This is a genomic window from Candidatus Poriferisodalis sp. (genome assembly GCF_965221945.1).
In the GTDB taxonomy this organism is placed as follows: Bacteria; Actinomycetota; Acidimicrobiia; order Acidimicrobiales; family Poriferisodalaceae; genus Poriferisodalis.
The window spans coordinates 3,661,896-3,675,954 of record NZ_OZ244925.1; the positions used below are offsets into that span (position 1 = coordinate 3,661,896).

A 14,059-nucleotide genomic window follows, 5' to 3' on the forward strand; every position below is an offset into this window, starting at 1 on the left:
GGATGGCGGTGCTGGAGCTACCTCGGCGTTCGTCTCAGGGCTCATCTCAGGTTCCGCTCCAGCACCGCTGCCACGTCGTCCTGGTGCAGTACCCCAATGGGGTCGCCAGCGGCGTTGCACACCAAGACGGGTCGGTGCTCTGAAAGCAGGTGCGGCAGGGCCGTTTCGAGCGTGGCGGTCTCGGTCGTGCGTGGCCAGTCATCGCCGACGACGGTGTCGTCCAGTGGCCGCATCAGCGAGCACGCCGGAAGCACCTTTGCGATCGGAGCGTCCTTTGTGAATGCGCGGACGTAGTCGTCCGCCGGTTGCGTCAGGATCTCGAGCGGTGTGCCGACTTGGGTGAACGCCCCGTCCCTCATGATGGCAATCCGGTCCGCCAGGCGGAGAGCTTCGGCGAAATCGTGAGTGATGAACACGATCGTGCGCTGCAGCTTGAGTTGCAGGGCCACCAGCTCGTCCTGCATATCTCGCCGGATGAGTGGGTCGAGCGCCGAGAACGGCTCGTCGAAGAACAGCACTTCGGGCTCGACTGCAAGGGCCCGAGCCAGCCCGACGCGTTGCTGCATTCCGCCGCTGAGCTGCTGTGGATAGTGGTCGCCCCAGCCGTCGAGGCCCACGGTGGCCAGCACCTCGCGTGCCCGCTCATGGCGTTCGTCACGCCCGACGCCCTGCACCTCAAGCCCGTACGCGACGTTGTCGACGACTCGCCGGTGCCCGAACAAGCCGAAGTGCTGGAAGACCATGGCCATCTTGCTCCGGCGCAGCTCGCGCAATTCCGCCTCGTCGGCGTCGGCCAGCACCGTTCCGCACACCTCCATATCGCCGTAGGTGGGCTCGATAAGGCGCGACATGCAGCGCACCAGCGTGGACTTGCCGGAGCCTGACAGGCCCATGACCACGAATGTCTCGCCGGCGGACACCTCGAAGCTCACGTCGCGCACCGCCACGAGGCAGCCTGTCTCGGACTGGATCTGCTCTCGCTGCGCGCCTGCGGAGGCCAGCTCGCGCGCTGCATCGACTTTCTTGCCGAAGATCTTCCAGAGACCACTGACCGTGACGATTCGATCCATGGGCGCCTCCGCTGGCCGCGTTACCGTCCAGCCGGACGGGTTCGGCGTGTCGATACGCTGTGCTGACTGTGGCACGATCTCGCCCCCGCGATGCGACAACCGCCGGCGGCACAGCCTCGGTGCCGACCGCCGACAGGGTCGGATCGCGATCGGGCCTGGTGCAGGAACGCGCCGTGCAGACCCGCGAGCGAATCCTGCAGGCCGCCATCGAGGTCATCCGAACCGACGGCGCTGCCAACCTCACGCTCGATCGAGTCGCGGCGGCAGCAGGTGTCAGCAAGGGCGGTTTCCTGTACCACTTCGGTTCGAAGGACGCCCTCATGGCGGGCCTGTTGGACGAAACGCTCGCAGTCCTCGACGACGAGCTGGACATCCGCGAGGCCAGCTTCCGTGCCGCTGATCCCGCTGCCCGGGGTACGTTCGCACTCGCGTACCTCGACTATGTGCGCGAGCCGTACAAGGCAGCTGATGACACCTCGGCGTCGATCCTGGCGGCTGCTGCGCTCGACGACGAGCTGCTCGCGAACACCCGCGAAACGTTCGAGCGCTGGCAGGAGCGCCTCATGCGCAACGACAGACTGGCGGAGACCACTGGGCTGCTCGCACGCATCGTGGGTGACGGCCTGTGGCTCATCGACCTGTTCGGACTTGCACCGCCGACCAAGGCCGAGCGCCACGAAGTGCTCGACCTGGTCTCGGCGATGATCTCCGATCACGATGGCAGCGAGGTCGGCTCGGCGCCATAAACCGGCACGTCCAGCGGCGCGAGCGGCACATTGCCGAGCAGCACGTCGGCGGCTTTCTCGGCGATCATCATGACCGGCGCGTAGATGTTGCCGTTCGTGACCGTCGGCATGACCGAGGCATCCACGACGCTGAGACCCGAGGTGCCCCGCACACCCATTGTTGCGGGATCGGTGACAGCCAAGTCGTCCGTGCCGAGCCGCGCTGTGCCTGCGGGATGCAATGCCGTCTCCGCATCGCGTGCCACCCAGTCCATGATCTCGTCGTCCGTCTCGGTGGTCGGGCCGGGCGACAGCTCGCAATCGTTGTATGCCTTGAAAGCGGGCTGGTTCATGATGTCGCGCGTCACCCGCACGGTCTCGACCCACTCTCGCCGGTCCTGGGCGGTTGACAGGTAGTTGAACCGGATCGCCGGCTTCGCAGCGGGGTCACGCGAGCTGATGCGCACCCAGCCGCGGGCATCGGAGTACATGGGCCCCACATGGACCTGGTAGCCGTGCTTGCTGACCGGTGCCGAGCCGTCATAGCGCACGGCCAGCGGCAAGAAGTGGAACATCAGGTTCGGATAGGCCGCGTCGGTGTTGCTGCGGACGAAGCCCCCGGCCTCGAAGTGATTCGTTGCCCCAGGTCCCCGCCGTGCCAGCCATTGCAGCCCGATCCATGGCCGGCGCCAGCGTTGCAGATTCGGCTGCATCGAGACCGGCAGTTTCGAGGCGTACTGGATATAGACCTCGAGGTGGTCCTGAAGATTCTCGCCGACTCCCTCCAGCTGGGAGACGACCTCGATGCCGTGCTGGCTGAGCAGTGCCGCAGGACCGACGCCTGACAGCTGCAGCAGCTGCGCCGAGCCGAATGCGCCCGCGCACAGGATCACGTGCCCTGCGCGGGCGACATGCTGGCGGCCCCGCCGACGGTAGGCAACCCCCGTCGCCCGGTTCCCATCGAAGCGCACCTGGCTGATCAGCGCACCGGTGCGGAGCTCCAGATTCGGGCGGTCCATCACTGGATGCAGGTACGCCCGTGCCGCAGACAGCCGCCGGCCGCGGTGAATGTTGCGGTCAAACGCAGCGAAGCCCTCTTGGCGAAAGCCGTTCACGTCATCGGTCAGTTCGTAACCGGCTTGCTGCGCGGCCTCGAAGAACGCCTCGAACAGCGGGCTCGCCGCCGGGCCCCGTTCGAGCACCAGCGGGCCATCGCCGCCGCGCCACTCGTCGGTGCCCGCCAGGCACTTTTCCATCCGCTTGAAGTACGGCAGGCAGTGCCGGTAGTCCCAGGACGCCATGCCGGGCTGGCTGGCCCACTTGTCGTAGTCGGCGGGATTGCCTCGCTGGAAGATCATCCCGTTGATGGAGCTGGAGCCCCCGAGCACCTTGCCGCGAGCGTGGTACACCCGCCGACCGCTCATGTGCGGTTCGGGCTCGGTTTCGTACTGCCAGTCGTAGAAGCGATTGCCGATCGGCATCGCCAGCGCCGCAGGCATGTGGATGAGCACGTCCCAGCGATAATCCCGGCGACCGGCTTCGAGCACGAGCACCTTGGTGCTGGGGTCCGCACTCAGCCGATTGGCAAGCGCGCAGCCAGCCGATCCGCCGCCGACGATCACGAAGTCATACACAGGATCTTCCATGGACTGCATTGTTCATGATTTGATGCACAGAACTGTGACATGCGAGACGAGCCCCGTCGGCGCCGGCCCCGGAGGGCCGACGCCGACGGGTCAGCGACCGGCTGCAACCTGTGCGCTGCCCGGCTATTGGAGCCAGGCGCTCCAGGTTGCCTCGTTGTCTGCGATCCACTGCGCAGCGGCGTCGTCGACCGACATGCCTTCACCCTCGACGGCGGCAAGCATCGCGATCTGGTCAGCGCTGTCGTAGTTCATGGCTCGCAGCAACTGGTCTGCTGCGGGGGCGTTGTCAGCGAGGCTGGCATCGATGATCTTGAACAGGACATCGGCCGGGTAGTCGCAGTCGACACCGCCGGCATCAGCTGTGCCGTAGCAGGCGTCGCTGTAATCGGGCAGAAGCACGTTGGTGAGGTCGTAGCTGTTGAACGCTGAGTGCGGGGTCCACAGGTACACCAGGATCGGATCCTCCCGGCTGTACGCGGCGTCGACAGCCGCCAAGATCGCGGCCTCGGACCCGGCGTACACAACCTGCAGCGGCAGGCCCAGGTTGTTGATGATGTCTTCGTCGTACTGCACGAAGCTCGGATCACCGCCCAGGAACTGTCCCAGGTCGCCGGTCTCTGCGGTGGCGAACAAGCCGGCCAGCTCAGGATCGGCGAAGCCCTCCCATGTGGCCAGCTCCGGATGGCGTTCGACCATGTAGGTCGGGATGAACCAGCCGATCTTGCCGATCGGGCCGAGCAGACCCGCGTTGTCCACGTTGGCGCCCGCGTTGTCGATGAAATCGATCACGTTCTGTGCGTGACCGGATGGCCAGACTTCCAGCGAGGCGCTCAGATCGCCGGTGTTGATGGCTGCCCATTGGGCATTCTCGTCGATCTCGACGATCTCGACGTCGTAGCCGAGTTCGCTCTCGAGCAGCTGCGCGGCGACTGCCACGTTCAGGGCCGAGCCGTTCCACGGATTCGCGGCCAGCGTGATCGACTCTTGCGAGCCAAGATCGTCGCCGCCCGTGCATGCAGCTGCGAAGAGCCCGAGACCTGCAATCAATGCGATGAGCAAGTGCCAGCTGCCGAGCTTTCGATGCCGACGCGTTCGTGCGTCGGATTTGCGTACTTCGGACATGGGCACCCCCGGTTTCGTTCCCCGCCCGTCAGTACTGCCCCTCGCCGGCGTCTGTCACCAGCGCCGGCTTGTGGACGTTCGACCTGCTGCGGGTCCGGCTGTCCCAGCCTTCCCCGGATAAAACAGGCCATTTGGACGGTTTTGAAGAACATAGCACGCCGAAAACGGGCCGGTACCGCGCACATGCGCGCGTACCGCACGACCCGAAGACAGCGGGAAGCGAAGCATGTTGCTCGGCCCCGCACAGGCGGGCGTACTGTGCGGTCCGATGATGACTCCTAACATCCTGCTGGTCATGGCCGACCAGCTTGCGCCGCACTTCACCGGCACCTACGGCCACCCTGTCGTCCAGACGCCCTCGATGGACTCGCTCGCAGCGCGGGGGGTCCGGTTCGACGCTGCGTACTGCCATTCGCCGCTGTGCGCACCCTCGCGGTATTCGATGATGACCGGCAGGCGCGCGTCGGCGATCGGCGCATGGGACAACTCGGCTGAATGGAGTGCGTCAGCGCCCACCATGGCCCACTGGCTGAACCTGGCGGGCTACCGGACGGTGCTCTCGGGGAAGATGCACTTCGTCGGCCCCGACCAACTGCACGGCTTCAGCCGGCGCCTGACGACTGACATCTACCCGTCGAACTTCGCCTGGACTCCCAACTGGGATAACGCGGATGAACGGATCGGCAAGTGGTACCACAACATGGACAGCCTCTCCGAGGCCGGCCAGGCGCTCGCCACCTACCAGATCGACTACGACTCCGAGGTGGGTTTCGCCGCACGCCGATGCCTGTACGACCTGGCCCGCGAGGCTGATGACCGCCCGTTCTTCCTGGCTGTGGCCTTCATCCACCCGCACGATCCCTACGTGGCGCGCCCCGAGTGGTGGAACCTCTACGACCACGACGAGATCGATCTGCCTGGCCCGACCCCTGCCGAGCTTGACCCGCACACGGTGCGCATCCGTGCCGGCATCGAGGCCGACACCGTCGGCTGGACGCAAGAGCAGTGCCGCGCTGCCCGCCACGCCTACTACGCCAACACGAGCTACTTCGATTGGTGGCTGGGCGAACTGCTGGGAGCGTTAGAAGAGACTGGCCGTGCCGATGACACCGTGGTCATCGCCACCAGCGATCACGGCGACATGCTCGGCGACCGGGGTGCATGGTTCAAGATGTCGTTCTTCGAGCGGTCCGCCCGTGTCCCGCTGGTGATGACCGGGCCCGACATCACCCAGGGTGCTGTGCCGAACGTGTGCTCCCTGCTGGATCTGGCGCCGACGCTGGCGGACATCGCAGGGGGTCGGCCGGCTGAGCACGGCGCTCCGCTCGACGGTCGCAGCCTGTGGCCCGCGGCGACCGGGGGTCACGACCCGGTCGATGAGACCACCGGCGAGTACATGGGGGAGCTGACCTCCCATCCCATGTTCATGATCCGCCGCGGCCGCTACAAGTACATCCACTGCGACACCGATCCGCCGCAGTTGTATGACATCTCGGCCGATCCGGCCGAGCATCACAACTTGGCCGATCCTGCCGAGCATCGGAACCTGGCCGATCCCGCCGAGGGGGCTGGCGATAGTTCACCGAACGAGTCCGACCTGGCGACGTCGTTCGCGCAGGAGGTGGCAGAGCGCTGGGACTCCGAGGCGATCCGTTCGGAGGTGCTCGCATCCCAGCGCGCTCGGCGGATTGTGCACGCCGCGGCACCGCAAGGCTGGGACTTCTCGCCTCCCTCGGATCCCGCGAACACCTACATCCGCGATCACATGGACTGGGCCGAAGCCGGCCCCCGGCTGCGCTTTCCCCACGAGCAGAGCTAGCGCCACGGGCACTTCCCAACGGGCTGGCGGTGCCGGCTGGCAGGGCCCGCAACGCAGCCGAAACATCTCGGCAACAGCGCCGACCCGCACTGTGCATCGAGCGGTCACAACGGGGTGACTCCCGCGCAACACGCCCTTCCTAAGTTCGCCGGAGTCAGCCAAGTGTCGAGAGCCGAGTCCTAGGAGATTGGCCATGAAACGCAAGGTCCTTGTTTGTGTCGCGGGTGCCATCGGCGGCCTGCTCCTGTTTGCCGGGCCAGCTGGCGCACAGGACGACACAGTCACATCCGAGGTCGTTCAAGCTGTCATGGACAACCTGTGGGTATTCATCGCCGGCGTGCTGGTGTTCTTGATGCAGGCCGGATTCGCCATGCTCGAATCGGGACTGACCCGCTCGAAGAACGTGGCCAACATCATGGCCAAGAACCTTGCTGATGCATCCATCGGCATTCTGGCGTTCTTCCTGGTCGGCTACGGGCTGGCCTACGGCGGCGACGGCAACAACCTGTTCGGCTGGGGCGCGTTCGCGCTGTCGGGAATCGATCTGTTCGACATCTCCGAGGGCCTGTCCGGTTCGACCGACTTCTTCTTCCAAGCGGTCTTCGCGGCCACGGCGGTCACGATCGCCTCGGGCGCCATGGCCGAGCGCACGAAGTTCAGCACCTACCTCATCTTCAGCCTGGTGATGACAGCGATCATTTACCCCGTTGTCGTCCACTGGACCTGGGGCGGGGGTCTCATCTCCAAGATCTCCGTCGGGGATGCCGTCTACAGCGACTTTGCCGGATCGACCATCGTGCACAGCGTTGGCGGCTGGGTAGCGCTTGTCGGCGCTTGGATGCTGGGTCCGCGTCTTGGCAAGTACAGCGCGGACGGCACGTCACGGAACATTCCGGGACACAACGTGACCCTTGCAATCCTGGGCGTGTTCATCCTGTGGTTCGGCTGGTTCGGGTTCAACCCGGGCTCGGAGCTTGCAGCCGACGCCACCGTGATGTTCGTGGCGCTGAACACCGTGCTGGCGGCTTGCGCTGGAACGATCGGCGCGACGGCACTGAACTGGTTCCGCACGGGCCGTCCCGATGTCCCGATGGCCGGCAACGGTGTGCTGGCGGGTCTCGTGGGCATCACCGCAGGCTGCGGCACGATGACTCCTTGGGGAGCCATCATCACCGGCTTCATTGCGGGCGTCATCGTGGTGCTGGTTGTCGGATTCGTGGACCGCAAGCTGAAGATCGACGATCCCGTCGGCGCCTTCGCCGTCCATGGCGCTGCCGGGATCTGGGGAACCCTGGCCATCGGCCTGTTCGCCCGGTACGACGATGCCTTCCTGGGTCGGGAGAACGCCGGCCTGTTCTACGGCGGCGGCATCGAGCAGCTGATCGTGCAGTTCCTGATGGTGGTCATCGTGGCCGTCTGGGTCATCGTGACCTCGATGATCCTGTTCGGGGTCCTGCGGGCCACCATCGGACTGCGAGTGACGGCAGAGGAGGAAATGGTGGGTCTCGACGTTTCCGAACACGGGGGCCCCGGAATGGCACTGGACGACGTGGTATCGAGCGGCTGACACTCGACCATGGGCTGAGTCGCCCAGCGACCACCTGCTCTGCTGCCAGCGGAAGTCCCCGGGTCTAGGCCCGGGGACTTTCCGCGCCTAGCTTCAACTCGATGCAATCCCGAGTCCTAGTGGATGCGCTCGCGAACGTGGCGCGTGGGCTGGCGATGGGTGCCGCGGATGTCGTGCCGGGCGTGTCGGGCGGCACGGTGGCGCTTCTGCTGGGGATCTACGACCGGCTGGTCGGCCAGGTCGCACACTTGAGCGCCGCTGCGCCCCAAGCGCTGCGAGGCCGTATTCGCGTTGCGCTAGGGATGGCCCGGCAAGCCGAGTGGCTGTTCTTGGCCAGCTTGGCAGCGGGCATCGCCATCGCGGTTCTGGCGCTTGTCGAGCTGGTGCGGCTCGGAATCGATGAACAGCCCGTCGGTCTGTCGGCGGCGTTCTTCGGACTCGTTGCCATGACCGTCGTGACCACCAGGCACCAAGTGAGCCACTGGCGAGCGGGGCTCGTCGTGGTGTTCGTGGCCGTCGCCGTCGGGGTGTTCGTGCTGCTGGGCGTCCGGGCGGGCAGCGTCACCGATCCCGCTGCGGGGACGATCATCGCAGCCGGCGCTCTGGCGATCTGTGCCATGATCCTGCCCGGCATCTCCGGCGCCTTCGTGCTGCTGCTGTTGGGGCTCTACGACCCGATTACCGAGGCGGTGGCCAAGCGAGAACTCGGGACCGTCGCGCTGTTCGCACTCGGTGCCGCCCTGGGACTCGGGCTGTTTTCCCGCCTTCTGCAATACGTGCTGGAGCGGTGGCGAGATGCCGTGATAGTGGTCCTCATGGGCCTGATGGCCGGGTCCCTGCGGGTGCTGTGGCCATGGCCGGTCGGCGATGCCAACGCTGAGGGCTTCGGCAATGCCGCGCTCGGCGCCCCGCCCGCGTCAGACCTCCTGAGCGCGATCGTTGTCGCTACGGTGGCTGCGGCCGTTGCCGCGGGCCTGCACCGTTTCGGTGCACGCCAGAGGCTTGCGTGACGGCACTTCGCCGCCGATAGTCGGGATCGTTCCGCTACCGTCCGGCTCCGCCCACCCCGGATGCACATGGCCACTTCTCTTGTCATTGTCGAGTCGCCCGCGAAGGCGCGCACGATCTCGCGCTTCTTGGGCGACGACTACGTCGTCGAGTCCTCGGTCGGTCACATCCGTGACCTGCCACGCAATGCCTCCGAGGTGCCCGCCGCCTACAAATCCGAGCAGTGGGCAACGCTCGGAGTCAATCCTGACGACGGCTTCAAGCCGCTCTACGTGGTGACGGCCCGCGACCAGGTGCGGCGTCTGAAATCCCTGCTGCGCTCAGCGGACCAGCTGTATCTCGCCACCGATGAGGACCGCGAGGGCGAAGCCATCGCCTGGCATCTGCTCGAGGTGCTCAACCCGCAGATTCCGGTGCACCGCATGGTGTTCCACGAGATCACCGCCGCGGCCATCCGGGAGGCAATCGACAATCCCCGAGATCTCGATCGTCGGCTCGTCGACGCACAGGAGGCCCGGCGCATCTTCGACCGCCTCTACGGCTACGAGGTCTCGCCGGTGCTGTGGCGCAAGGTGGCACCGCGGCTGTCCGCTGGGCGGGTGCAGAGCGTGGCTAACCGCCTCATCGTCGAGCGTGAGCGAGAGCGGATGGCGTTCAGAGCCGCCGGGTACTGGAGCATCACCGCCACGCTCGATTCTGAGCTCCGCGCAGCGGGCGGTGCCGGGGCGGAGCAGTTCGATGCGATGCTCATCTCGCTGAATGCACGACGGATTGCGACCGGGCGTGACTTCAACCAGCAGGGTGAGCTGCGTTCGGGCGAAATCGTCGTGCTCGATGGCGGCGCCGCCGCAACGCTCGCCGATGCCATGACCGGTGCGCGGTTCGCCGTGAGCTCTCGCGAGTCCAAGCCGTACCGTCGCCGGCCTCCAGCACCGTTCATCACCTCGACCCTGCAGCAGGCTGCGGGCGCTCGGTTGGGCTTCTCGGCCTCGCGCACAATGGCAGCAGCCCAGCGGTTGTATGAGAACGGCCGCATCACCTACATGCGAACGGACAGCACCACGCTGTCGGATCAGGCGCTCGACGCGGCACGGCGCGTCGTGGCCGGTCGTTATGGGGCCGAGAACCTGCCGCCCAAACCGCGCATCTACACCCGCAAGGTCAAGAACGCCCAGGAGGCACACGAGGCGATCCGCCCCGCCGGTGAGAACTGGCCTGCGCCCGGCGGCGTGACCGATCTCGGTGGTGACGCTGCCCGCCTGTACGGCTTGGTCTGGCAGCGCACGATCGCCAGCCAGATGATCGACGCCACCGGCGAGACCGTCACGATCCGGCTGGCTGGCACGGCGAACTGCGACTTGGCACCGGCACTCTCAGTGGGTTCATCGGCAACTGGCCAGCACGACCTTGAGCTGTCTGCCGCGGGCACCGTGGTGCGCAGCCCCGGTTTCCGGCTGGTGTACGCGCCGCCACCAGCGGGTCCCGACGAGGAGCCCGAGCGCATCCTGCCCGACCTCCACGCTGGCGGTTCAGCCACTGCGATGGCCGTCGAGCCGGCCGAACACAGCACAAGCCCGCCGGCCCGGTTCACCGAAGCCTCACTGGTGCGACGACTTGAGGAACTCGGCGTCGGCCGCCCGAGCACTTACGCCAGCATCATCGAGACAATCCAGGCGCGTGGCTACGTGTGGAAGAAGGGGTCGTCGCTGGTGCCGGCGTTCACTGCCTTCGCGACAGTGGGACTGATGGAGCGGCACTTCGACCATCTGGTCGACTACGCGCTCACTGCCCGCATGGAGGAAGACCTCGACGAGATCGCGAGCGGCGAGCGCGACGCCGAGCCGTGGCTCACCGAGTTCTATTTCGGCGATCAGGATGCGAAGACGCCCTCCGACGCCCGCGGTCTGCGCTACCTGGTGTCCGATGACCGGCTCGCGGACATTGATCCGGCGGAGATCAACAGCATCCCCATTGGCATCGATGCCGACGGCGAATCGGTGGTCGCCCGAGTGGGACGTTTCGGTCCGTATCTGCGGCGCGGCGAAGCGACACGGCCGCTGCCCGACGACCTTGCTCCCGACGAGCTCACCATCGAGCGAGCACTCGAGCTGCTGTCTGAGCCCACCGAACGGGTGCTGGGCACCGACCCCAATACCGGACTCGACATCCTCGTGCGACCCGGCCGCTTCGGCCCCTATGTCTCAGTGGGACGGCCCGACGAGACCGACGAGCGCCCTCGCACGGCATCGTTGCTGGGACACCAATCGCCCGAGACGCTGACGCTCGAGGATGCCCTGCAGTTGCTGTCACTGCCGCGCACGGTGGGAGTTGACCCCTCTGACGGGGAAGAGATCGTCGTTCGCAACGGCCGCTTCGGGCCGTACCTGACCAAGGGCCCGGATTCCGGAAAGAACGCGGAAAACCGCAGCCTGGAGTCCGAGGAGCAGCTCTTCACGCTGACCCTGGAAGAAGCATTGGCGCTGCTGGCTCAGCCTCGCCGACGGCGCGGCCAGCAAGCCGCGAATTCAGGCCGCGAGATCGGTCAGGACCCCGACAGCGGCAAGGCGATCACCCTGCGCGACGGCCGGTTCGGACCATATGTGACCGACGGCGAGTACAACGCGTCGCTGAGGCAGGGCGACGATGCTGAGACGCTGACGGTCGAGCGCGCGACCGAGCTTCTGACGATGCGGCGCGCGAAGGGCCCGGCAAAGAAGCGTGCAGCCCGACGCAAGCAGCCAGCAAAGAAGAAGTCCAGCGCGAAGAAGTCCGCCGCCAAGAAATCCGCTGCCCGCAAGAAGGCCCCGCCACGCAAGCAATCTCCTCCATCAAGCGATTGATGACGCCCGCCCGCTCCGGCGACGCAGCCGCCCCCAGCTCATGGCGAGAGGGCTGCGCACCCTTGCTCCTAGTCTGCTGAGTGTCATGAATTCGGATCGCTCGATCCCGTCGTTCGACGGCTCGGATGCGTCCGGCCCCGTTGCATCGGGATCGGGGCTGTTCGCTGCGCCGGGCTTCCTGCGCTTGTGGATCGCGCAGGTGGTCAGCTCATTCGGCGACTGGATCGGGCTGCTGGCGACCATTGAGGTGGCGCGGCGAATCGGCGGTGACCAGCCCGGATCTGCGATAGCGCTTGTAGTCACGGCGCGGGTGCTTCCCGGCTTCTTCCTGGCATCGGCCGGGGGCATCATCGTTGACCGCTTCAACCGCAAGCGGCTGCTGGTGATATGCGACATCGTGCGCGCCAGTGTCTTGCTCACAATCCCGTTCATCGACCGACTGTGGGGCCTGGTCGTGGCATCGCTGGTCTTGGAGCTGGCAACTTCGCTGTGGAGTCCGGCCAAGGAAGCCATCGTTCCCAACATCGTGCCCACCGAGCACCTCACGGCCGCCAATTCGCTGGGGCTCGTGGCCGCGTATGGCACGTTCCCCCTCGGTGCCGCCGCCTTCGCGGGCATGGCCAAGCTCGGCGCGGTGTTCGGCTGGACCGACATCGGCCAGGTGGAGATGTCGCTGGTTATCGACTCCGCCACATTCCTGGTGGCCGCGGCGCTCATTGCCACGCTGCCGCTGTCCCCGCACATCACTGCTGCGCATCGCAAGCGCGACAGCGAGCGCCGCATCAACTGGGGCCAGGGTTTCCGCGAGCTGCGCGAAGGCTGGGATTTCATCTTCCTGAGCCCACAGGTGCGCGCCGTGCTGGTCGGCTTGGGCACTGGCATGATCGGCGGGGGGATGCTGGTGCCGCTGGGCGCCGTCTACAACGACGAAGTGCTGGGCGCAGGCAGTGCCGGCTTCAGTTCGATTCTCGTGGCGATGGGCCTCGGCGTCGGCGGCGGGGTTGCTCTGGTCACCCTGCTGCAGAGTGCAGCGAATCGCTTCGGCCATCACTCCCGTTTCGTCGGCGCCGGTCGTGCCCGCCTCTTCGTGCTGTCGGTGTTCGTGGCCGGCGGCTCGTTGCTGTTCGCCGCCTCGGTGTCCATCACGCTGCTGGTACTTGCGGGTGTGCTGCTGCTCGGGCTGGCGGCGGGCTCGGTGTATGTGACGGGCCTGACGTTGCTGCACGAGAACGTGGAGGAAGTGCTGCGCGGGCGGGTGTTTTCCGCCATGTACACGCTGGTGCGCTTTTGCCTGCTGATCTCCATGGCAGCCGGCGGCTTCTTGTCCGACGGCTTCAACTGGCTGTTCGATGTCGTCTTCGACAACCAGATCACGTTCGGCAACGCTGTGCTCGCGCTGCCCGGCGTGCGCGGGGCACTGTGGCTGGGAGCACTGCTGATCCTGATGGCGGGCGTGCTGGCCAGTCTGTCTCTGCGCAGCCGCCGGGGCGAAGGACGCCGAGCGCCGCAAAGGGCGGGCGACGTCGGGGACGGGCCATGACCGCCCGCGGTCGCTATATCGCGCTGGAGGGATTCGACGGCAGCGGCAAGTCGACTCAGGCCGAGCGACTGGCAACAGAACGGGACGCCGTGCTCACCCGAGAGCCCGGCGGAACACCGCTCGGCGCATCGCTGCGGGGATTGCTGCTCGATGCCTCCGACGACGCCGCGCCTGCACCGCGCACCGAGGCGCTGCTGTTCGCTGCGGATCGGGCCCAGCACATCGCCACGGTGGTCGCTCCGGTGCTCGAGGCGGGCCGCGATGTCGTCACCGACCGTTCCTACGGCTCGACCTTGGCCTACCAGGGCTACGGCCGGGGCCTGCCACTTGACGAGCTGCGTGGGCTGATCGACTACGCCTCTCGGCGGCCGGCGGGCGCATCAATCGAGTTGCCCGAGGTCATCCTTCCCGATGTCGTCGTGCTGCTCGATGTGCCGCTCGTCGATTCCGATCGTCGGGTTCACCACCTTGATCGCATTGGCGGCGAGCAGATGTCGTTGCTGGAGGCTGGTCCCCACGCGGACCAGCCCGCAGGCGGAGATCCGGACCGGCTGGAGGGTGAAGCGCTGGAGTTTGCGCTGCGTGTGTGGCGCAGCTACCAGGAGCTCTGCGAGGCGGAACCCGAGCGGTGGGTCCGCGTGGACGCCACCGGCAACGTCGACGACGTGGCTGCGCGGGTCATCGACGCCGTAGCTGGGCATCCCGCAATGCAGGACTAGGGC

10 protein-coding genes are annotated in these 14,059 nt (G+C 66.5%); 7 read left to right on the plus strand and 3 right to left on the minus strand.

The features are described 5' to 3' along the window. Window positions 1-41 precede the first annotated feature (41 nt). On the minus strand, window positions 42-1,070 hold the full coding sequence (locus ACOQPH_RS17135) for a quaternary amine ABC transporter ATP-binding protein (RefSeq protein ID WP_420622520.1): 1,029 nt from the start codon (window positions 1,068-1,070) through the stop codon (window positions 42-44). Window positions 1,071-1,138: 68 nt separating this feature from the next. Between ACOQPH_RS17135 and ACOQPH_RS17140 the strand changes: the two genes are divergently transcribed. Further along, window positions 1,139-1,816: a TetR/AcrR family transcriptional regulator gene (locus ACOQPH_RS17140; protein WP_420622521.1), complete on the plus strand. Its 678-nt coding sequence runs from the start codon at window positions 1,139-1,141 to the stop codon at window positions 1,814-1,816. Here the strand turns inward: ACOQPH_RS17140 and betA are convergent. Both betA and ACOQPH_RS17150 read right to left on the minus strand, forming a co-directional pair. Then, a complete protein-coding gene (gene betA, locus ACOQPH_RS17145) occupies window positions 1,783-3,441 on the minus strand; it encodes a choline dehydrogenase (RefSeq protein WP_420622522.1) in 1,659 nt (552 codons plus the stop codon). The genes ACOQPH_RS17140 and betA overlap by 34 nt on opposite strands. 123 nt (window positions 3,442-3,564) lie before the next feature. Further along, window positions 3,565-4,563 carry a glycine betaine ABC transporter substrate-binding protein gene (locus ACOQPH_RS17150; protein WP_420622523.1) on the minus strand — a complete coding sequence of 333 codons (999 nt, stop codon included), beginning with the start codon at window positions 4,561-4,563 and terminating at the stop codon, window positions 3,565-3,567. Window positions 4,564-4,831: 268 nt separating this feature from the next. Here ACOQPH_RS17150 and betC point away from each other — a divergent pair, with 268 nt between their 5' ends. The 6 genes from betC to tmk all read left to right on the plus strand — a co-directional run bounded on the left by betC (window position 4,832) and on the right by tmk (window position 14,056). After that, complete coding sequence (betC, locus tag ACOQPH_RS17155) at window positions 4,832-6,382, plus strand: choline-sulfatase (protein WP_420622524.1); 1,551 nt, start codon at window positions 4,832-4,834, stop codon at window positions 6,380-6,382. 193 nt (window positions 6,383-6,575) lie between these two features. After that, window positions 6,576-7,949 carry an ammonium transporter gene (locus ACOQPH_RS17160; protein ID WP_420622525.1) on the plus strand — a complete coding sequence of 458 codons (1,374 nt, stop codon included), beginning with the start codon at window positions 6,576-6,578 and terminating at the stop codon, window positions 7,947-7,949. Between the two features lie 101 nt (window positions 7,950-8,050). Beyond that, window positions 8,051-8,959, plus strand: a complete 909-nt coding sequence (locus ACOQPH_RS17165) for a DUF368 domain-containing protein (RefSeq protein WP_420622526.1) — start codon at window positions 8,051-8,053, stop codon at window positions 8,957-8,959. A gap of 66 nt (window positions 8,960-9,025) precedes the next feature. Continuing rightward, window positions 9,026-11,797, plus strand: a complete 2,772-nt coding sequence (gene topA, locus ACOQPH_RS17170) for a type I DNA topoisomerase (RefSeq protein ID WP_420622527.1) — start codon at window positions 9,026-9,028, stop codon at window positions 11,795-11,797. 85 nt (window positions 11,798-11,882) lie between these two features. Further along, window positions 11,883-13,337 (plus strand): MFS transporter, encoded by a 1,455-nt coding sequence (locus ACOQPH_RS17175; protein WP_420622528.1) that lies wholly within the window; start codon window positions 11,883-11,885, stop codon window positions 13,335-13,337. Then, entirely contained in the window at window positions 13,334-14,056 is a 723-nt protein-coding gene (gene tmk / locus ACOQPH_RS17180) for a dTMP kinase (RefSeq protein WP_420622529.1), read from the plus strand. The genes ACOQPH_RS17175 and tmk overlap by 4 nt, the downstream gene beginning before the upstream one ends. The last annotated feature ends 3 nt before the right edge of the window (window positions 14,057-14,059 follow it).

Excerpts from the sequence above, each read along its gene's own strand:
- ACOQPH_RS17135 (WP_420622520.1), bottom strand. The coding sequence starts at position 1,070 with ATGGATCGAATCGTCACGGTCAGTGGTCTCTGGAAGATCTTCGGCAAG.
- betA (WP_420622522.1), bottom strand. The coding sequence starts at position 3,441 with ATGGAAGATCCTGTGTATGACTTCGTGATCGTCGGCGGCGGATCGGCT.
- ACOQPH_RS17150 (WP_420622523.1), bottom strand. The coding sequence starts at position 4,563 with ATGTCCGAAGTACGCAAATCCGACGCACGAACGCGTCGGCATCGAAAG.
- betC (WP_420622524.1), top strand. The coding sequence starts at position 4,832 with ATGATGACTCCTAACATCCTGCTGGTCATGGCCGACCAGCTTGCGCCG.
- ACOQPH_RS17160 (WP_420622525.1), top strand. The coding sequence starts at position 6,576 with ATGAAACGCAAGGTCCTTGTTTGTGTCGCGGGTGCCATCGGCGGCCTG.
- ACOQPH_RS17165 (WP_420622526.1), top strand. The coding sequence starts at position 8,051 with ATGCAATCCCGAGTCCTAGTGGATGCGCTCGCGAACGTGGCGCGTGGG.
- topA (WP_420622527.1), top strand. The coding sequence starts at position 9,026 with ATGGCCACTTCTCTTGTCATTGTCGAGTCGCCCGCGAAGGCGCGCACG.
- ACOQPH_RS17175 (WP_420622528.1), top strand. The coding sequence starts at position 11,883 with ATGAATTCGGATCGCTCGATCCCGTCGTTCGACGGCTCGGATGCGTCC.
- tmk (WP_420622529.1), top strand. The coding sequence starts at position 13,334 with ATGACCGCCCGCGGTCGCTATATCGCGCTGGAGGGATTCGACGGCAGC.